Here is an 18,719-nt window from a genome sequence, read left to right as displayed (position 1 = left end):
GCCCCCCTAGCCTTGGAACCGGAGCACGGTGGTGAACCCCTGCGTGCCGTCGGTGAAGCCGGTGCCGACCAGCGTGGTGGCGGGCTCCCGGCGTCCGAAGCCGGCCGAGTACCAGCCGAGCGGCGGGTCGCTCTCGCCGCGGTGCGCCCGCCAGGACAGCTCCCCGGGCAGGTCGAGCACCGCGGAGCGGTCCTCGCCGTCCCGGGTCCAGGTCAGCACGGCCCGGTTCCCCGTCAGGTCCGCGGTGACCGCCGGGCCGAGGTGGAACGCCAGTCGCACGGCTCCGCGCGGGCCGCGCACCGCGTCGACCACCCGCAGCTCCCGGTCGGCGGCGGTCAGCTCCACCCGGCGGCGGTGCACCGCGGGCCGGTAGCCGTCGTGCTCGGCACACCAGCGGGCCACCCCCTCCCCGGAGGCCTCCGCGACCAGGACGCGGCTGCGGGCGTGCCGGGTCCACAGGAACGGGCCGCCGGAGACGGACTGGTCCTCGCCGCCCAGCTCCAGGGTGTTGTGGCCCAGGGTCGACCGGAAGTACCGCCGCCACGCGGGCTGCCCGTGGTAGCAGTACGTCCCCGGGTCCGCGAGCACGTCGACCCCGTCCTGCCGGACCTCGACGGACAGCGCGTCCGCGTGGCCGTGCGCGGCGATGGACAGGAACCCGTGCGGGCCGCCGTCGCAGCGGCACCAGATCCCCGCCGGACCGCGCAGCACGGTCATCCCCGCGTCGGCGAAGTGGGCCGGCCGCTCGGCCGGGCGGGTCACCGTCCCGTTCCGCCCGTACGGCCGGACGAGCGCGGCCAGCAGTACGGTCCGCACATCGCCGCCGGTCACCGCCGGCCACCAGGCGAGGCGCCCGAACACGGCGTCCCCGGTGGCCAGCAGGGAGGCCCAGCGGTCGGTGCCCGCGCCGTCCACGACCAGCCCGTGCCCGTCGTCCGCGTCCCCCTGGCGCGGCGGCCGCAACCGGTCGTCCACGACGGCCGCGAGCGCGTCGGTCATCCGCAGCAGGACCAGCCGGACCGTCGCGGGGACGGGCACGGCGGCGGCGTCCGCCTCGGCCACCGCGGCCAGCCCGAGCTCCAGGACGAGTCCGTGGTACTCGGTGGCCAGTTCGCGGTTGAGGCCGGAGGGGAAGGTGTTGGCGCGCAGGTGCCGCTCCAGCGACCGCAGTGCGTCGGAGCGCCAGCGCGCCGAGGAGGGGAACCACCCGAACGCGCAGGCCGCGGCGAACTGCCCGGCCGCCTCGGCGATGACGTGGTTGTTCGCCGAGGACCCCCGGCTGGGGAAGGCGGCCAGCCAGCGCTGGTGGTGCCAGATCTGCTCCAGCGCCACCGGGTTGCCCTCGAACAGCCCGGCCGCGCCCGGCCAGCCGTCGAGCAGCCGGCGGACCCACACCCAGGACAGCAGCCGGATGCCCAGCTCGATCCCGCTGATCCAGTGCACGCCGCGCAGCGGCGGGTTGGCCGCCCACCAGGACCGCAGGTGCTCGGCCACCCGCTCGGCGTACCGCTCGTTCCCGGTGACGGCGTAGGCGGCGGCGAGCACGGTCAGGTACTGGTGCCGGGACGGCTCCCAGATCTGCTTGATGTCCCCGACCGCGTCCTCGTCCCGGTACGGCACGTCGAAGGCGTAGCCGGCCGGCGCCCGGCGCCCGGTCTTCGGGTCGAGCCACCAGTCCGGGGCGACCAGGTCGTCGCGGGACACCCCGAAGTACTCGGCCCGCCCGTCCATCAGCCGGTCCGCCTCGGCGACGAGCCGTTTCGCGGCCTCCGGCGGCACCGCGGCGATCGCCCCGGCGGGCAGCACGGCGGTGAACCGGACGCCGGTCACGTGCGGGCTGCGCGGCGGCGCCGACCGCCACCGCCGCCTGCGCACCGCGTCGCCCGCCCGGCCGCCGACCTCCCGCGGCCCCATCCGCGACAGCCGCCGCAGGTACCAGCCCGCGCTCATGGTCATCGCGGCCCCGCCAACGCCACCGGCGCCCCGGCGGCCAGCGAGGCCTGCACGGCGAGGGTGGCCGCCGTGGTGGCGGCCAGCGACTCCAGCGGCACCGGCATCGGCCCGCCGGTGCGCACGGCCTTGACGAACGCGGCCAGTTCGGCGGACTGCCCCTTGTCCCGGGCCTTGGGCAGGCGCGAGCTGACCCACCGCTTGGGGCCGTGCACCGAGGCGCGGACGAAGTCGTCGAGCTTCAGCACCTTGCCGTCCGCGACGAGGTCCAGCGTCTCCTTGGGGAAGCCGGGCGCGCCGGTGGTGACGTAGCTGAGGGTGGCGGTGGAGCCGTCCGGGTAGCCCAGCACGACCTGGAGGTCCTCGTTGCCGGCGGTGGCGACCGCGTACACCGAGACCGGGTCGGCCTCCAGCAGCCAGCTCGCCGTGTCGATGAAGTGCCCGCCCTCGCCCGCGAACCGGGTGCCCTCGGTGCCCTGGCGGAGGTACCAGCTGCCGTGCTGCAGCCGGCCCGCGTTGACCAGGTAGCGCAGGCTCGCCGGACCGCTCCGGGCGCCGAGCCTGGTCCTGGCCTCCCGCAGCAGCGGCGCGAACCGGCGGTTGAAGCCCACCTGCAGGCGGTCGTTGCCGGACTCCTCCACCGCCGCGAGCACCCCGGCCAGTTCCTCCTCGGTGAGGGCCAGGGGCTTCTCCACGAACACCGCCTTGCCGGCCAGCAGCGCCCGGCGGGTCAGTTCGGCGTGCGAGCTGTGCCGGGTGACCACGAACACCGCGTCCACCGACGGGTCGCCGAGCACGGCGTCCAGATCGGTGGTCGCCTGCGCGAAGCCGAACTTCCGCTGCGCGTTGGCCGCGGACAGCGCCGTCGTGGTGACGACCGTGGACAGCGTGACCCCGTCGCGCTGCGCCAGGTGCGGCAGCAGCATCGAGGTCGCGTAGTTCCCCGCGCCGACGAACGCCAGCCGCACCGGCGCCGTGGCGGACCGGGCCGGGGCGGGCGCCCTGTCGCCGCGGCGCACCGCGGGCACCGCCACCGCCGGGGCCTGCGCGCTCCGTTCCGCCCGCTCCTCCTCGGAGGGCTCGGGGTACCGGAACAGCACGGCCACGGCCTTCAGGTCGCCGTCCTTCAGCCGCCGGTACGTCTCGACCGCGTCGTCGAACTCGGCGACGTGGGAGACCAGCGGCTCCACGTCGACGCGGCCGCGGGCGAGGAGGTCGAGGAAGCACGCCAGGTTGCGGCGCTCGGTCCAGCGCACGTAGCCGATCGGGTAGTCCCGCCCCTCCAGCTCGTACTCCGGGTCGTAGCGCCCGGGGCCGTACGAACGGGAGAACCGGACGTCGAGCTCCTTCTCGTAGTAGGCGTTCCACGGCAGGTCCAGCTTGCACTTGCCGATGTCGACGACCCGGCCGCGGTCCCGGGCCAGATGGGCGGCCAGCTCGACGGGCTGGTTGCTGCCGCCGCCGGCGGCCAGGTACACCTGGTCCACGCCGTGCCCGTCGGTGAGCTCGGCGACGGCGGCCTCCACGGCCGCGGACCCGGGATCGCCGCAGGCCACGGCCCCCAGCCGCTCGGCGAGCTCGCAGCGCGCCGGGTCCGGGTCGGCCCCGACCACGCGCACCCCCGAGGCGGTGAGCAGCTGCACCACCAGCTGCCCGATCAGCCCGAGGCCGATCACCAGCGCCACCTCGCCCAGCTGCGGCTCGCCCTGGCGCACGCCCTGCATCGCGATCGACCCGACGGTGCCGAAGGCCGCGTGCCGCGGCGCGAGGCCGTCCGGCAGCGGGACGTAGAGGTTCCGCGGCACCCAGTTCAGCTCGGCGTGCAGCGCGTGCTCGTTGCCGGCGCAGGCCACCAGGTCGCCGACCTTCACGTCGTCGATCCCGGCGCCGACCTGCTCGACCACCCCGCACAGCGAGTAGCCCAGCGGGGTGTAGGAGTCCAGCTTGCCCATCACCTTGCGGTAGGTGGCGGGCAGCCCGTTGGTGGCCACGCTCTGCATGACCTTGGCCACCTGGTCCGGACGGGAACGGGCCTTGCCCAGCATCGACATGCCGGCCTCGGACACCTTCATGAGCTCGGTCCCGGTGGATATCAGGGAGTAGGCGGTGCGGACCAGCACGCCGCCCGGCTTGCACCCCGGCACGGGCACGTCGAGCACCGCCAGCTCGCCGCTCTTGTAGTTCTGCACAACCTGTTTCACCGAAGTCCCCTTGTTTCCGAGCCGTCTTCTACGCTGCCGAGCGGGTGCCGCGGTCGGACCCGGAGGTCGCGCCGCGGTACCAGTACTCGAGGGTCAGTACGTGCCAGAGGTGCTTGGAGTAGTCCTGCTGCCCGGCGGCGTCCGCGGCGACCATGCGCGCGAGCGCGTCGCGGCGCAGGAGACCGGAGTTGACGAGCACGCCGTCGTGCACCACCTCGCGCACCAGCGGCGCCAGGTCCCGGCTCATCCAGGCCCGCAGCGGGGCGCTGAACAGGCCCTTGGGCCGGTAGACGATCTCCCGGGGCAGGACCGAGGTGGCCGCCTCCTTGAGGACGGCCTTGCCCTGGCGTCCGACGATCTTGCGGTCGCCGGGTACGGCGAAGGCCGCCCTGACCACCTCGACGTCCACGTACGGCACCCGTACCTCGGTCGACGCGGCCATGCTCGACCGGTCGGTGTACGCGAGGTTCAGGCCCGGCAGGAACATCCGGGCGTCGCCCAGGCACATCCGGTTGACGAAGTCGTCGAGGTCGTTGTCCTGGTAGACGTCCGCGTGCTCGGTCAGCACGTCCTGGACGGTCCCCGCCAGGTCCGGATCGACCAGGGCGAGCAGTTCGTCCTGGTCGTACATGGTGTAGCTGCGCCGGAACGCGGTCTCCTCCGGCAGGTCGGCGAAGGAGAGGAACCGCTTCGCGAACCGCACCGACCGCAGCCCCCGGCGGGCCGTGGCGACCGGCAGCCGGTCCACGACCGCGGACAGGCCGCGCCGCAGCGGCCGCGGGACGCGCTGGTAGCGCAGCGCGAGCTGGTTGGCCAGGTGCTTGCGGTAGCCGGCGAAGAGCTCGTCGGCGCCCATCCCCGAGAGCATCACCTTGACCCCGGCCTCCCGGGCGGCCGAGCAGATCAGGAAGGTGTTGATCGCGGCCGGGTCGCCGATCGGCTCGTCCAGGTGGTACGTCATCCGCGGCAGCAGGTCGAGGACGTCCGGGGCGATCTCGATCTCGTGCAGGTCGACGCCGAACTGCCCGGCCACCTGCCGGGCGTAGCGCAGGTCGTCCGGCATCGCCTCGAACCTGGCGTCCTCCGCGCGGAACCCGATCGTGTAGGCGGAGATCCCGGGGTGGTCGCGGGCCGCCAGCGCGGTCAGGTAGCTGGAGTCCAGCCCGCCGGACAGGAAGGTCGCCACGGGGACGTCGGAGAGCAGGTGACGCCGGGTCGACTCCTCGACCGCGGCGGCGATGTCCGGCAGCTCCCCGGCCAGGGCCCGCTCCCGGCCCTCGGCGGCGACGTCCCGCAGGTGCCAGAACCGGCCGCGGTCCACCCGGCCGTCGGGCCGGCACCGCAGCCAGCTGCCCGGCGGCAGCTTCTCCGCCTCGCGGAACGCACAGCGCGAGTCCGGCACCCAGTAGTACAGCAGCGAGGCCACCAGCGCCGCGTGGTCCACCTCCAGCGATCCGCCGGTGGCGGCGGCCAGCGCCTTGAGCTCGGAGGCGAACACCAGGCCCTCGCCGCGCCGGATCAGGAAGAGCGGCTTGATGCCGAGCTGGTCGCGGGCGAGCACCAGCTCGCCGGTCCGCTCGTCGAAGATCCCGAACGCGAACATGCCGCGCAGCCGGGGCAGGCAGTCCGTGCCCCAGCGCCGCCAGGCCTCCAGCAGCACCTCGGTGTCGGAGGTGCCGCGGAAGCGCACCCCGGCGGCCGACAGCTCGGCCCGCAGCTCGGGCGCGTTGTACAGCTCGCCGTTGTACGTCAGGACGAGGCCGTCCGAGACCATCGGCTGGGCGCCCGTCTCGGACAGGTCGACGATGGCCAGCCGGCGGTGCCCCAGCTGCACCTCGCCGTCACCGACGGGGTGGCCGTAGCGGCCGGCCCCGTCCGGGCCGCGGTGGGCGAGGGTGTCGGTGAGCAGGTCGGTCACGGCCTTCCCGTCCGGCCACCGGTACGTGCCTGCGATGCCACACATGTGCTACCGCACCTCCTGGTCGCTGTCCGGGACCCGTGCGGTCCACATCGGTCGTCGTTCCGTCCGCCGCCGGGCCGTCCCGTTCTGCCGGGCCGGCCGCTCCTCGCGGCCGCGCGCCGGGGTGCGCGGCCCGTCCCACAGCGTGCCGTCGGTCCGGTCCCGCGGATCGGGGTCGATCAGCACCACACCGATCACCGGGATGTCCTGGTCCGCGAGCTGCCGTGCCACGGTGTGCAGCCACGCGGTGCTGCCGTGCCCGGCCCGCACCACGAGCACCGTCCGGGTGCCGAGGTGCCGGAGGTCGGTCCACGCCGTGCCGGGTGCCACCGAGCCGACGCCGAGCCGGTGCTCCTGACCTGCCGCGGCCCCGCCGCCCGCACCGCTCTCGCCGCCGACCGCGGCCGGCTCTCCCGGCGTGCGGCCGCGCCTGGCGAGCCGCGGGCCGGGCAGCTCGTCGACCAGGACCACCGGCCGCTCCTCCCCGAGCGCCCCGGCGAGGTCCCGGGCGATCGCGCTCGTGCTGCGCGCACAACCCAGTTCCAGCAGCGACACCGCCTCCGAGGAGCCGCCCACGGTGCGGGCCAGGGTCCTGGTGAGCCTCGTCCGGGCCTCCCGGGCCCGGCGGCCCCGCCACCGGCCGGGCGGCCGGCCGGCCCCGCCACCGGCCGGCCGGCGCAGCTCCGCGATGACCGAGGCACCGAGGTTCGCCGCGATGTCCCGGCGCAGCACGGGGCGGTCCGCCACCACCGAGCCGACCGCGGCCACCGCGAGTCCGAGGACGAGCCCGAGGACGGACCCCATCCCGGCGTCGGTGACCAGGGTCGTGACCTTGGACTGCCGCACCGCGCGCGGGGAGTCCACGATCTGCGTGCCGGCCACCAGCCGGGGCGCGCCGATCCGCGCCTCCGCGGCGCGCTGGCCGAAGTCCGTGATCCGCGAGGTGAGTTCGGCCCGGCTGGCGTAGAGCGACTCCAGGTTCGCCGAGGCCTTCGGTGCGCTCGGCGCCGAGGCGTCGGCGATCGACTGGTTGACCTTGGCGAGTTCCTCCCGCAGGCGGTCCCGCTGGTCGAGCAGGGCCTTGGCCTGGGCGTCCGCGACCTCCTGGATCCGCCGCAGGTGGTCCGCGACGAACGCGTCGGCCAGCGCCTTGGCCCGGGCCACCGCCTCCCCCTCGCTGTGACCCGACACGGTGATCTGCAGCACCGTGTTGGTCAGGCCGATCCCCCCGTAGTCCTTCATGAAGTCCTCGGGCTTCTCCGAGGACCCGAGGGACTGCAGGGCCTTGCCGGCGATCCCCGTGGTCTGCAGCAGGGCGACGTCGGTGCGGATCAGCGTTCCGGGGTCGTTCGGCTGGTCCTCCTGGTGCGCGACCAGCACCTTGACCACCGCGGTCGGCGGAGCCGGCTGCAGGACCGCCAGCGCCGCGCCGGCCAGCAGCCCGAGCAGCGCCAGGACACACCAGAGGCGGCGCCGCCTGCGCACCGAGACCACCAGCGCCTGAAGGTCCACCAGCGGCGCGGCGGCCGGCGAATCCGAAGTCGTACGCGTCGTCACCCCGCTGCGCTCCTCGCGTCGTCGTCGCCGCCACCGGCGAACACCGGTACGGCGGCGTCCGGATGACGGCCGGCGGACCGCTTCGGACGGGCCCGGACCACGCCGGCGACGACGGCGCCGACGACCTCGTGCTCGGCGTCCGCACACGCCTCCGCGATGCCGGTGAGCTCCGCCGCCGTCCAACTGCCCGCGCTGAGCACGACCAGCGCGCCGCACTCGCCGTCGCGGTCCGGTACCAGCGGCCGGGACACCGAGACCTCCACCACCCGCAGCAGCGGATCGCCCCCGGCCTCGGTGACGAGCCGCCCGGCCGCCCGGCCGGCCATCTCGTCGCCGTCCGGCACGACGACCAGCAGCGGCCGGGGGGACGGCAGCCGGTCCCGGAGGCGGTCGCACACCCGCCGGTAGCGGATCTGCCGTCCGGCCTCGTCGCCGGGAGCGCGTGGGGCCGGCTGGTCCCACCGGACGTCGGTGCCCAGCAGGCGGCGGACCAGGGCCCGCGGGCCGCGGCCCTCCGGCCGGTGCGCGAGCCGTTCACCGGGTACGTCGACGGTGCCGAGGAGCACCGAGCCCAGCGCCGAGGCGATCTCCGCCTCGGTGCGCAGCCGGCGGCTCATCCGGGCGGCGGTGAGATGGCCGATCACCCCGAGCAGGAGCGCCGTCGCCGCCCCGCCGGCGACGAGCTGCGGCTTCGTCGGCGGTGCCTCGCCGGTCGGCCGGGGCGCCGGTCCCATGACGACCAGGTTGACCACCTTGGTGGCGGCCGGGTCGACCTGGTCCAGCTTCTTGAGGGCGTCCTGCAGCGCGGTGCGCAGCTTCACGAGCTCGGTGCGGGTCTGCACGTTCTCCACGCCCTGCCCCGGCGCGGCCGTGTCGGCCAGGTCGGTGATGCGGCGGCTGGCCTGTGCCACCAGCTGCCGCAGTGCCTCGGGCTGCGCCGCCTCGGGGTCGGTGCTGTCGCCCGAGATCCGCGCGGCGAACGTGACGAACTGCCGGGCCACCTGGTCGGAGAGCTGCTGTGCGCGCTCCGGGGTGTCGGCCGTCCCCGAGATCTTGATGATGTTCCCGTCGGAGGCCGCGGCGCTCACCTTGTCCCGCAGCTCGTTGCCGCCGACCCCGGGCCAGCCGAGTGCGGCGGCCGCGCGGTCGATCACCACCGAACTGGTCGCGATCTCCGTCTGGGTCAGCAGCTCGCGCTCCTGCCACGCCCCCGGCAGCAGGACCGATGCCGACGTCGTGTACTGGGGCGGAAACAGCAGGGAGCTGCCGTAGCCGACGAGCGCACCCACCACGGTGAGGACGGCGAGCAGCCGCCAGCGCCGACGGAAGATCCGACCGATCGTGACCAGGCGTATGGTGTCGTCGCTCAACGGCGCGGCCTTCTCCCGGCCCGGCCCCGGCCACCCGCCGCCACCGGGGCGCGGTCGCGGCAGGCGGCGGCGTAGGCGGCGAGCAGCTGTCGCTGGGAGTTCCGCCAGGAGAGCGGCCCGTTGATCCGCTCCTGGCCGAGCTTGCCCATCCAGGCCCGCTTCTCCGGATCGTCCATCAGCTGCGCGATGAGCCGGGCGAACTCGGCCTCGTCGTCGGCGGCCGCGTAGACGGCGGCGTCACCGGCGGAGACCCGCGCCTCCCGCAGGTCGAACGAGACGATCGGCCGGCCCATGACCATGTACTCCAGGACCTTGTTCATGGTCGACACGTCGTTGAGCGGATTGCGCGGGTCGGGGGAGAGGCACACGTCCGCGCTGGACAGGTAGCGCACCAGGTCCGCGTCCGGAACGCGCCCGGTGAACTCCACCTGCTCGGAGAGCCCGAGCTGCCGGGACAGCTCCACCATCGCGTCGAAGGTGTCGCCGGCGCCGACGAACACCGCGTGCCAGTCGGTCCGTCCGAGTTCGTCGCGCAGCTTCGCGAGGGCCCGCAGGGCGTAGTCGACGCCGTCCTGGGGGCCCATCACGCCGAGGTAGCACAGCAGATGGGGCTTGCCGCGCTTCAGCTCCGGCTCGGGCGGCACCGGCTGGAACCGGTCGGTGTCGGGCGCGCTGCGCACCACGAAGACGTCCTCCGGCCTCCGGCCGCCACGGCGCAGCGCCGTGTCCCGGTAGCTCTCGTTCGTGGCGAGCACGACGTCGGCGGCCCGGTAGGTCAGCCGTTCCAGCGCGCACACGGCGCGGTAGAGCAGGTCCTCGCCGCGGTCGAACCGGGAGAGGTAGAGCTCGGGCACCAGGTCGTGCTGGTCGAACACGAACCGCGCGCCGCGCCGCTTCAGCCACAGGGCGGGCAGGAACAGCAGGTCGGGCGGATTGCAGGCGTGGACCACGTCGACCGGGCCGACCCTGCGGGCCAGCCGGGCCGTGTGCCACAACGCCGATCCGTACTCCCGCAGGTAGCCGGCCGGGCCTCCGGTGGCCGCGCGCAGCGGGTAGCGGTGGATCCGCACCCCCTCGATCTCCGCCTCCGGCTCGGTGTCCCGCTTGGTCCCCTGGGGACAGATGACGTGCACCGTCCAGCCCGCGTCGCGCAGCGTCGTGCACTCCTGCCACACCCGCCGGTCGAACGGCACCGACAGGTTCTCCACCAGGACCAGCGCGCGACGGCCCTTCCCGTCGCCGCCGGTCGCCTCACCGAACGATGTGTCACCAAGCAAGGCCCACGTACCCCGGTTCGGTCCGGCGCGCCTCGGCGTCGGGAAGGCGGATGAGGTCGATGATCACCGGGTCGTCGCCATGGGGCAACGCCGACAGCACGTCCGGGTCCCTGGTCCCGACCACGCACACCTCGGCGTGGTCGAGCACCTCGTCGACGGACTCCGCGAGCAGCTGCGCGAGGTGCGGCAGCCTGGTCTCGATGTACTCGCGGTTCGCGCCGAGCAGTCGGGAGAGGTTCACGTTGGGGTCGTAGATCCGCAGGTCGTAGCCCCTGCCGAAGAGCCGCTCCGCCAGCTCGACGAGCGGGCTCTCGCGGAGGTCGTCGGTGCCCGGTTTGAAGGACAGGCCGAACAGGCCGACCCGGCGCCTGCCGGTGCGCTCGACCAACTCCACCGCGCGCTGCAGGTGTTCGGAGTTGGAGGGCAGCACGTGGGAGAGGATGGGCACCGCGACGTCGGCCTGCCGCGCCGCGTGGACCAGGCTGCGCAGGTCCTTGGGCAGGCAGGAGCCGCCGAAGGCGAAGCCGGGCCGCAGGTAGGCGGGGCTGATGTTCAGCTTGCGGTCGGCCAGGAACACGTCGATCACCTGGTGCGAGTCCACCCCGAGCGCCCGGCACACCGCGCCCAGCTCGTTCGCGAAGCCGATCTTGAGGCCGTGGAAGGCGTTGTCCGCGTACTTGATCGCCTCGGCCGTCGGCACCGGCACCCGGAACACCTCGCCGGGCAGCCCGTCGTACAGCGCCGCGACCACGTCGCCGCTCGCCGGGTCGAGCTCGCCGATGACGGTCTTGGGCGGGTCGAAGAAGTCCCGCACGCTGGTGCCCTCGCGCAGGAACTCCGGGTTGACCGCGACCCCGAAGTCCACCCCGGCCGTGCCGCCGGCGTACTTCTCCAGGATCGGCACCAGCAGGTTCAGGCAGGTGCCGGGGAGCATGGTGCTGCGGAACACGACGGTCTGCCGCCCGCCCCGCTCGGCCACCGCGGCACCGATCTGCTCGGTGACCCGCTCCAGATAGGTGGTGCACAGGCTGCCGTTGGGCTCCGACGGCGTGCCCACGCAGACCAGCGTCACCTCGCTGCCCGTGATCGCCTCGCGGACGTCGACGGTGGCGCGCAGCGCCCCGGTCCGCACGACCTCGGCGATGAGCTCGCCGATCCGTTCCTCGACCACCGGGGCCCTGCCCTCGTTGACCAGGTCGACCTTCACCTGGTTCACGTCCACCCCGATGACCTCGTGACCCAGGCTGGCCAGGCACGCGGCCGACACACAGCCCACGTAGCCGAGCCCCAGGACACTGACCCTCATGACCCGTTCCTCCCCTCGGGCCGGCCCTGGTGGCCGGCCGTCCGCGCGTCGATCGTTCGACGCCCCCCACGCATTCGCATCAGTACGCCCCCTGCCCCTGGAGCACCGCACGCAGCGTCTTCCAGAGGATCACCGTGTCCAGGGCGAGCGACCAGTCCTCCACGTACCGCAGGTCCAGCCGGACCGCCTCCTCCCACGGGAGGTCGCTGCGCCCGCTGATCTGCCACAGGCCGGTGAGCCCGGGCTTGACGAGCAGCCGCCGCCGGATGTCCGGGCCGTACGCGGCGGACTCCTCCGGCAGCGGAGGCCGCGGACCGACGAGCGACATCGAACCGGTGAGCACGTTGAGGAGCTGCGGCAGCTCGTCGAGCGAGTAGCGGCGCAGCACCCCTCCCACCCGGGTCACCCGCGGATCCCGGCGGAGCTTGAACAGCAGGCCGGCGCCCTCGTTGCGGTCGGCCAGCTCGGCGCGGGCCCGGTCGGCCCCGGCGACCATGGTGCGGAACTTCACCAGGGTGAACTGCCGGCCGTCCTTGCCGACCCGGTGCTGCCGGTAGAAGGCCCCGCCCCGGCTGTCCGTCAGCACGAGCAGCCCGACGGCCACCATCAGCGGCGCGAACAGGACCAGCAGGACCGCGGCACCCAGCCGGTCGACGACCTCCTTGACCGCCCGGCGGCCGCCGGTGAAGGTCGGCATGCTGACCCTCAGCATCGGGATCCCGAGCACCGCGTCGACGTGCAGCCGCGGGCCGGCCACCTCCATCAGCACGGGGGCCACGACCATCTCGGCATCGCCGCCCTCGAGGTTCCAGGCCAGGCGCTGCAGCCGGTCCGGTGACCAGTGCGGGTCCGGTGTGACCGCGACGACCCGGTAGCCGTCGCGGCGGACGTGGTTGGCGACGTCCGTCAGCCGGCCGACGACCGGCACCCCGTCCAGCCGGTCACCCTTGTGCCCGACACCGTACGGCGTGCACACCGCCTCCACCCGCCAGCCGAGGTGCGGGAACTTGCGGGTGCGGCTGATCAGGTCGCGCACGGTGGCCGGACTCCCGGCGGCGAGCACCGGGCGCAGGCACCGCCCCTCCTTGCGCTGCTTGTGCAGCCAGAGGCGCAGCAGATACCGCTCGGTCATGGTGACGAGCGTGATCGCGGGGATCGCGACGAAGATCCAGAGCTTGATGTTGTGCGAGGTGAGGGCGATTCCGCCGAGCGCCAGGACGACGGCCGCCGTGAACAGCGAGCGTCCGAGCCGACGGAATTCCTCGGCGCCCTGACCGAGTACGGCCGGCGCCCACGACCGGGTCATCGCCAGCGCTCCCAGCACCAGCAGCTCGGTGCCGAAGGCGAGAATTCCCCATTTCTCGTGCCAGTTGGCCGCGTCCCGCACTCCGAAGAATCGGCCTATCGCCCCCACGACGAAGGCGGTGGCCACGGTATCGCTGATAATCACAGTACGGCGGTACTGCTGCTCCCAGTCGATCTCGGGCCGGCTGATTCTCCCGTTCACCGGACGCCCCCGCGGCGGTGGAAACGGGCTGACTAATTCTTCCTCCCCCTGCTTCACGGCCCCTTCCAGGTCAGCAGTGGGTTCGACGTGTTCGCTCCACACGGTTCCTCCCCCCGGGAGGCCTGCGCCTCCCGCACTGTTCCTCCCCTTGGGAGGCCCCGCTCCTCCCCTCGGGAGGCCCCGCCTCCCGTGCCGCGCTGTTCCCGTCTCCGGGAGGCCCCGAACCCCCCGAATGGCAAACCGCCTATTGCGGTGCTCTGTGAACGTCCCACCTGGGCGCAGGCGGGATGTACATGTCCCGCCGGAGTCCCGAGGTGCGTGGGAAACCGTCGACGGTTGCTCTCCACATTCCGGGCTCCCTCGCGGGGGCCGGGAATTGATCACCTCCATGTCTGCCGCCGGGGACACGACCGCTGTCCGCAGCGCCGGACCTGCAGATCACTGTTCGCCGCCTCGCGTCCAACTGTGCGAAGCGAAAATCAATCTAGAGCATCGGGGCCATCCGGAGGGGGTGATGTGTGAAACGCGTGCTCGATATCTGAAGGTTGTCCTTCCGATCGGTTACTGGAGGGATGTCCTGAGGAGAAAGGTGTTCAGTGTGACTGGTGATGCGCGAATTCTCGGGCTGTCGCGGCGCCCCCCGGCCATCCGGATGTGCCGGCGCGCGCGGTGTCCGCCCCGGTCGGCCGCGGTCGCGCCCCGCCGGGAGTGTCGGCAGAGCACGGGGACGCCGGGTGGGGTGTGTGGGGCCGGTCGGACAGGAGGTGTTCGCCGAGTCGCCCGACCGACCGGCGACCAGGGGTGTGATCCACACCCCTGGCCGCCCGGCGTGTGGGCCGGCCCCATGTCCCGGGCCCACCGGTCCCCCTACCGTGTCGGGGCGGGACCGTTCGGGCCTGCCGGGCAGAGGAGTTGACGATGGTGCGGAAGTCGGGCGGCTGGATCCTCGCGGTGCTGCTGGCACTGGTGACCGGGCTCGCAGGAGCGCCGCCCGCCGCGGCCGCGGCGCCGGGCTACCTCACGATGGAGGCCAACTACGGCACGGTGGCCAACGGCTGGGACCACGTGGAGCGCTACCTCGACACCACCGCCGGCTTCCACCAGGAGCAGTACCCGCCGGACGGCCGCGGGGACCAGGACGGCCAGCGGCTCACGTTCTTCGGCGGGGTGAAGCAGCCGAACTCCGGGCGCTTCCTGCTCTACTCCGCGCCCGGCTGGAACAGCGGCGCGCACCAGGTGCCGGTGCTGCTGGTGCACGGCGCCAACGACAACCCGGACCGGGCCTGGGCCAACCCGGGCGAGTCGGGCGGCTACGGCTGCGGCGCGGCCTCCTGCCCGAGCACCGGGCTGATGCAGTACCTCTCCACCCGCGGGTACCGGGTCTTCGCCATCGGCTTCGCGCACAAGCAGGGCGACAACCTGATGCAGGCCCAGGAGGTCGGCGACGCGGTCGCGTTGATCCGCGCCAAGCTGGGAGTCGCCCAGGTGGACCTGGTGGGCTGGAGCAAGGGCGAGATGTCCACCCGGGCGTACGTCTCCTCGGTCAAGCCCTCCTGGGGGCGGCCGTACGCCGGCGACGTCCGGCGGCTGATCACCCTGGGCGGCCCCAACGGCGGCTACGACTACCCCTACGCGCACGGCTGGGCCCACGACTTCAGCATCTGGCCGGAGTGCGGAGGCAAGGTCAACGCGCCCTCCCCGCACCTGCACATGACCTGCTACGGCAGCTACACGGCCCACCCCCAGTTCGCGTTCACCCCGACCGGCGGCTACGACGACTTCCCCGGGCAGCGGCAGATGCTGGCCCGCTGGGACGGCACGTTCGGGGTCGACCAGAGCCAACAGGACTGGTACACCACCTACTACGGCGGCCAGGGCTTCTACACCGACGGCACCGGCATCCAGACCGCCATCGACGCGGGCTCGCTGATCCGGCCGCTGCAGCAGGCCGGCATCCCCGCCCAGGTCCGCACCTTCCTGCTGGCCGGCGGCACGCCGAGCATCCTCGGTATCTTCAACGAGAACCGCGGACCGAGCGACGGCGTGGTGTTCGTCTCCAGCGCCCTGGACGCCACCGGAGTCGGCACGCTCGGCGGGACGGCGCTGGTCGCCGGCGCCAACCACCTCCAACTCGGCTGGGACACCACGACCGAGGCCCAGATCGCCAGCTGGCTCAACTGAAGGATCAAGCGTGCTGCTGCCCACCATCGCCGCCGGTCGGATCGCGACCTCCCGGCTCACCGTCAACTGCCTCCAGATCGAAGGACGCTCCGGCGAGCCGGTGGTCTTCGTGCACGGGAACGTGTCGTCCTCGCTCTTCTGGCAGCAGGCGATGCTCGACCTGCCCGCGCGGTACCGGCCGATCGCGCTCGACCTGCGCGGCTTCGGCGCCACCGACCCGCTGCCGGTGGACGCCACCCGCGGACTGCGCGACTTCAGCGACGACCTGAGCGCGCTGATCGAGGCGCTCGGCCTGGGCCCGGTGCACCTGGTCGGCTGGAGCCTGGGCGGCGGCGTCGTCCTGCACCAACTGCGCGACCACGCCGAGCGGTTGCGCTCGGTGACGCTGGTCAACCCGGTCTCGCCGTACGGCTTCGGCGGTACGCACGGGGCCGACGGCCGGCTGAACAGCCCGGACGGCGCGGGCTCCGGCGGCGGCACCGCGAACCCGGAGTTCGTCCGGCTGCTGGCGGCCGGTGACACCGGCGGGGAGTCACCGCTCTCACCGCACGCCGTCTTCGCCGCCTGCTACGTCAACTCGCCCGTGGAGCCGGCGGACAGCTACGTCGCCTCGATGCTCTCCACCCGGATCGGCGACGACCACTACCCCGGTGACTCCCGCACCACCGACGCCTGGCCGGGCGTCGCTCCGGGCGACCGCGGCGTGCTGAACTGCCTGGCGCCGACGCACTTCCGGATCGACGACCTGGAACTCGCCGCGGCCAGGCCCCCGGTGCTCTGGCTGAGGGGCTCGGCCGACGTGATCGTCTCCGACACCTCGCTCTTCGACCTGGCCCACCAGGGCGCGCTGGGCGCCGTCCCCGGCTGGCCCGGCGAGGACCTCTGCCCGGCCCAGCCCATGCTCGCCCAGACCCGTGCCGTCCTGGCCCGCTACGCCGCAGCCGGCGGCGCGGTCCGCGAGGCGGTGGTCGAAGGCGCCGGGCACAGCGTGCACATCGAGCGCCCGAAGGAGTTCCTGGCGGAACTGCTCGGAGTGCTGCGCCAAGGAGCGCCGGGGGCCCCGGCCGTGTGAGTGGGCGCGGGTGGGTGTTCGAAGGCGGACCCCGGCATGGCCGGCCCGCAGGGCTCCGGAGTCCTGCGGGCCACTCGGGGAGATGCGCTCGTCGAGTGGCCCGCCGAGAGTCAGTGCACCGGCATCGAAGTCAGTGCACCGGCATCGACATGTAGACCGCGCGCCGCCCGTAGGACGCGGGGACGGCCACCTCCCGGTGCGAGCGGTAGCCGATGATCCGCAACAGGATGTCCGCCCCGCGCACCGCGACCATCGAGATCTGCTCGAAGCCCAACTCCTCCGCCCGTGACCGGAAGTACCGCATGAACCCGAGCGCGACCTCTCGGCCGCGCAGGTCCTCGGCGATCACCAGGTCGTGCACGTGCAGGTTGTCCGACTCGAACACGGCGTCCTCCGCCCGGGCGAGGTCCGGGCAGCGCAGCGGCGGGTACGGCAGGCTCAGCAGGTAGCCGCGGACCGTCCCGTGCTGCTCCAGCACGAAGCAGGTCTCCGGCGAGCCGGCGGCGCGGGACTGCAGTGCCTCCCGCCCCTCGGACAGGCCGTCGGCCGCGTAGGCGTCGTGTTCCAGCGCGACCACGGCGTCCCAGTCGTCGTCGGTCAGCTGCCGGATCAGGAAGTCATCGCTCACCCGGCGGCCCCGTCCACGGCGAGGTGCAGGCCCTCCGCGCGCGCGGCGGCCACCATCCCCGCCCAGGCCTCCACCAGGACCGCCCAGCGCTCGGCGTCCTCCTGGGCCTCGTCCAGGAGCTGCCGGCGCCTGCCGGCCACCACGTCCGCGAGCTCGGCGTACTTGCCGCCCAGCTTGCGGTAGGAGCGGTCCAGGACGTCCAGGCAGTGCTCGTTCCCGGCCCGGTCCCAGTCGAAGCTGCCCCGTACCAGGTCGAGGATCGGCTCGACCTTCAACCCGTGCCGCTCGTCCAGCAGCTCGCGGTTGAGGTCGATCATCCCGCCGTAGACCGGGTAGAGGTACAGCATCGAGAGCAGGAACTTGACGAACCGCATCTGGTAGTTGATGAAGCCGGCGCCGATGCGGCGCTCGGGCGTGTAGTAGTTGACGATGTGGCGCTTGTGGACGACGCCGGGCAGCCGCGAGTGGACCAGGGCGTGCAGCAGGACGTAGTCGCTGCCGATCGTCTCGAGCGAGGGCAGCAGCGGCAGCACCTCGTAACCCCGGTGGTCCAGGGCGATGTTGCACATGTAGACGTCCCAGATGTCGGGCACGCCGAGGACGGACTCGTCGGCGCTGAACGCCTCGGCGCCGGCGCCCTTGAAGGAGACGTCCACCATCGCGTCCTTCTCCTCGTCCGACCACACCGGCGGGGCCCACAGGCGCACCACCTCGCGGTAGACGGCGGGGTCCAGCTCCTGGATCTCGCCGATGTCCACGTTGAGTTCGCCGATGAAGGAGCCGCTGACCAGCATCACCGGCTTGTCCGCGTCGGCCGGGTCGAGCTCGGAGCGGGACACGCCGGCCACCGCCTCGCCGGCCGGCTTGCCGATCGAGAGCAGCTCCTGGTGGATCGGGTACATCTTCTGGCCGTCGACGACCTGGAAGTCGAAGTCGTCGTTGCGCAGGTGCGCCGAGGTGCAGCCCAGGGCGGCCGCGCCCAGGAAGATCCGGTTGACGCAGGAGCCGTACGCGACGGCCTGCGGGAGCATCAGGTCGAGCAGCAGCTCGGGGTCGGCACCGCCGGAGCGCTCGGCCACCCGGCGCAGGAACTCCCGCTGCCCGTCGTTGCCGAGGTGGTGGACGAACACGCCGGGAGCGGGGGCCAGTGAGGCCACGGCGGCCGCGTTCTGCGCGAACCCGGCGGCGTCGGTGGTGTCGAGGACGAGGAGGTGCACCTCGACCCCGAAGGTCGCGACGGCGTAGGCCGCCTCCTCGGCGAGGTCCACGATGGTGCCGGGGCAGGGACGCATGGTGGGCAGGGCGAGGCAGACTCGTTGCATGGTGTGGGATTCTCCGTCGATCGTCAGATCCAGGTGCCCGTCCGGGGAGCGAGGCAGGGCCACGCCGCATGGCTCACTCAAAGCCGCGGTGAAGTAGTCGAGTTGAGGCAGCCGCTGAGTTCCGGGCGGTGCCGGTTCCGGGTCGCAGGGGCTCCGCCGGACTCATGTGGATGACCTTGCGTCACCACGGTGGACTAGACCAACTTTGGTGTCAACGGGATGCTTTCAGGGAGCGGGCGGCGCACGGCGACATTGCCCGATCGGGCAGAAGCCGCTGCCCTCGCGCGACGTTCGGCGGGGCTCGGCGGGGCTCGCCCGGGCGGGGTCCGGGGCTGCGGTCCGCGCCCGGGGGCCGGCTGCCCGGCGGGTTCGCCTACAGTTTGTCCCC

General features: G+C 73.3%; 12 protein-coding genes. 2 read left to right on the top strand and 10 right to left on the bottom strand.

The annotated features are described in order from the left end of the window. Positions 1-6: 6 nt before the first annotated feature. The 8 genes from ACFVVX_RS09240 to ACFVVX_RS09205 all read right to left on the bottom strand — a co-directional run bounded on the left by ACFVVX_RS09240 (position 7) and on the right by ACFVVX_RS09205 (position 13,185). Positions 7-1,956 (bottom strand): alginate lyase family protein, encoded by a 1,950-nt coding sequence (locus tag ACFVVX_RS09240; RefSeq protein WP_387943134.1) that lies wholly within the window; start codon positions 1,954-1,956, stop codon positions 7-9. Beyond that, positions 1,953-4,151, bottom strand: a complete 2,199-nt coding sequence (locus tag ACFVVX_RS09235) for a bi-domain-containing oxidoreductase (protein WP_387943132.1) — start codon at positions 4,149-4,151, stop codon at positions 1,953-1,955. Before ACFVVX_RS09235 ends, ACFVVX_RS09240 begins: the two co-directional genes overlap by 4 nt. 28 nt (positions 4,152-4,179) lie before the next feature. Next, entirely contained in the window at positions 4,180-6,114 is a 1,935-nt protein-coding gene (gene asnB / locus ACFVVX_RS09230) for an asparagine synthase (glutamine-hydrolyzing) (RefSeq protein WP_387943130.1), read from the bottom strand. Between the two features lie 3 nt (positions 6,115-6,117). Beyond that, positions 6,118-7,668 (bottom strand): Wzz/FepE/Etk N-terminal domain-containing protein, encoded by a 1,551-nt coding sequence (locus ACFVVX_RS09225; RefSeq protein ID WP_387943128.1) that lies wholly within the window; start codon positions 7,666-7,668, stop codon positions 6,118-6,120. After that, positions 7,665-9,038: a YveK family protein gene (locus tag ACFVVX_RS09220; RefSeq protein WP_387943126.1), complete on the bottom strand. Its 1,374-nt coding sequence runs from the start codon at positions 9,036-9,038 to the stop codon at positions 7,665-7,667. Before ACFVVX_RS09220 ends, ACFVVX_RS09225 begins: the two co-directional genes overlap by 4 nt. Continuing rightward, positions 9,035-10,315, bottom strand: coding sequence for a glycosyltransferase (locus ACFVVX_RS09215; protein ID WP_387943124.1), 1,281 nt, complete (start codon positions 10,313-10,315; stop codon positions 9,035-9,037). The genes ACFVVX_RS09220 and ACFVVX_RS09215 overlap by 4 nt, the downstream gene beginning before the upstream one ends. Beyond that, entirely contained in the window at positions 10,305-11,621 is a 1,317-nt protein-coding gene (locus ACFVVX_RS09210) for a nucleotide sugar dehydrogenase (RefSeq protein ID WP_387943122.1), read from the bottom strand. Before ACFVVX_RS09210 ends, ACFVVX_RS09215 begins: the two co-directional genes overlap by 11 nt. Before the next feature lie 79 nt (positions 11,622-11,700). Further along, positions 11,701-13,185 carry a sugar transferase gene (locus tag ACFVVX_RS09205; protein ID WP_387943395.1) on the bottom strand — a complete coding sequence of 495 codons (1,485 nt, stop codon included), beginning with the start codon at positions 13,183-13,185 and terminating at the stop codon, positions 11,701-11,703. A gap of 861 nt (positions 13,186-14,046) precedes the next feature. On the opposite strand from ACFVVX_RS09205, the gene ACFVVX_RS09200 reads away from it, so the two are divergent. Both ACFVVX_RS09200 and ACFVVX_RS09195 read left to right on the top strand, forming a co-directional pair. Then, a complete protein-coding gene (locus ACFVVX_RS09200) occupies positions 14,047-15,309 on the top strand; it encodes an esterase/lipase family protein (RefSeq protein ID WP_387943120.1) in 1,263 nt (420 codons plus the stop codon). 10 nt (positions 15,310-15,319) lie between these two features. Next, the gene (locus ACFVVX_RS09195; RefSeq protein WP_387943118.1) at positions 15,320-16,381 is read left to right on the top strand and encodes an alpha/beta fold hydrolase; all 1,062 of its coding nucleotides are present in this window, start codon (positions 15,320-15,322) and stop codon (positions 16,379-16,381) included. A gap of 130 nt (positions 16,382-16,511) precedes the next feature. On the opposite strand, the gene ACFVVX_RS09190 is transcribed toward ACFVVX_RS09195, so the two are convergent. Both ACFVVX_RS09190 and ACFVVX_RS09185 read right to left on the bottom strand, forming a co-directional pair. Next, positions 16,512-17,009: a GNAT family N-acetyltransferase gene (locus ACFVVX_RS09190; protein ID WP_387943116.1), complete on the bottom strand. Its 498-nt coding sequence runs from the start codon at positions 17,007-17,009 to the stop codon at positions 16,512-16,514. Beyond that, on the bottom strand, positions 17,006-18,331 hold the full coding sequence (locus ACFVVX_RS09185) for a DUF6271 family protein (protein ID WP_387943114.1): 1,326 nt from the start codon (positions 18,329-18,331) through the stop codon (positions 17,006-17,008). The genes ACFVVX_RS09190 and ACFVVX_RS09185 overlap by 4 nt, the downstream gene beginning before the upstream one ends. Positions 18,332-18,719 lie beyond the last annotated feature (388 nt).

The sequence above is a fragment of the Kitasatospora sp. NPDC058170 genome, assembly GCF_042883905.1.
Lineage (GTDB): Bacteria > Actinomycetota > Actinomycetes > Streptomycetales > Streptomycetaceae > Kitasatospora.
Note: the sequence above shows the minus strand (reverse complement) of the source record. Positions and strands in the feature narration are given on the sequence as shown.

What these genes read in the sequence shown, in the direction of transcription:
- ACFVVX_RS09185 (WP_387943114.1), bottom strand. Translation starts at nt 18,331, where the DNA reads ATGCAACGAGTCTGCCTCGCCCTGCCCACCATGCGTCCCTGCCCCGGC.
- ACFVVX_RS09200 (WP_387943120.1), top strand. Translation starts at nt 14,047, where the DNA reads ATGGTGCGGAAGTCGGGCGGCTGGATCCTCGCGGTGCTGCTGGCACTG.
- ACFVVX_RS09210 (WP_387943122.1), bottom strand. Translation starts at nt 11,621, where the DNA reads ATGAGGGTCAGTGTCCTGGGGCTCGGCTACGTGGGCTGTGTGTCGGCC.
- ACFVVX_RS09240 (WP_387943134.1), bottom strand. Translation starts at nt 1,956, where the DNA reads ATGACCATGAGCGCGGGCTGGTACCTGCGGCGGCTGTCGCGGATGGGG.
- asnB (WP_387943130.1), bottom strand. Translation starts at nt 6,114, where the DNA reads ATGTGTGGCATCGCAGGCACGTACCGGTGGCCGGACGGGAAGGCCGTG.